Source organism: Chimaeribacter californicus, from assembly GCF_002858675.1.
In the GTDB taxonomy this organism is placed as follows: domain Bacteria; phylum Pseudomonadota; class Gammaproteobacteria; order Enterobacterales; family Enterobacteriaceae; genus Chimaeribacter; species Chimaeribacter californicus.
Genome location: NZ_PJZF01000131.1, coordinates 1 through 351 on the forward strand (window position 1 = coordinate 1; position 351 = coordinate 351).

Here is a 351-nt window from a genome sequence, read left to right on the forward strand (position 1 = left end):
ACAGAAAGAGTCCCCGGATAACTGGCTGGAATATGGCAACCCGTGGGAGTTCCCGCGCCACAATACCCGTTATAAAGTGCGCTTCGGCGGCCGCATCCAGCAGGAGGGCGCGAAAACCCGCTGGCTGGAGACGGAAGAGATCCTGGCCTGCGCCTATGACCAGGTGATCCCCGGTTTTGACACCGATGCCGCCAACACCCTGCGGCTGTGGGGCGCGCAGGCGAGTAACGAAATCAACCTCGGTAAATTTAACCAGGGCGACTACTTCGCGGCGGTGGAAGACAAAAACCATTCCGAGAACGTGTCGCGGGTGCTCTACCCGGATGACTCCACCTATTCCGGGCGCGAACT

General features: G+C 59.8%; 1 protein-coding gene. It reads left to right on the forward strand.

All coding sequences use genetic code 11. The annotated features are described in order from the left end of the window. On the forward strand, positions 1-351 hold a 351-nt coding region (locus tag CYR55_RS23250; protein WP_175580841.1), incomplete at both ends, for a glycogen/starch/alpha-glucan phosphorylase.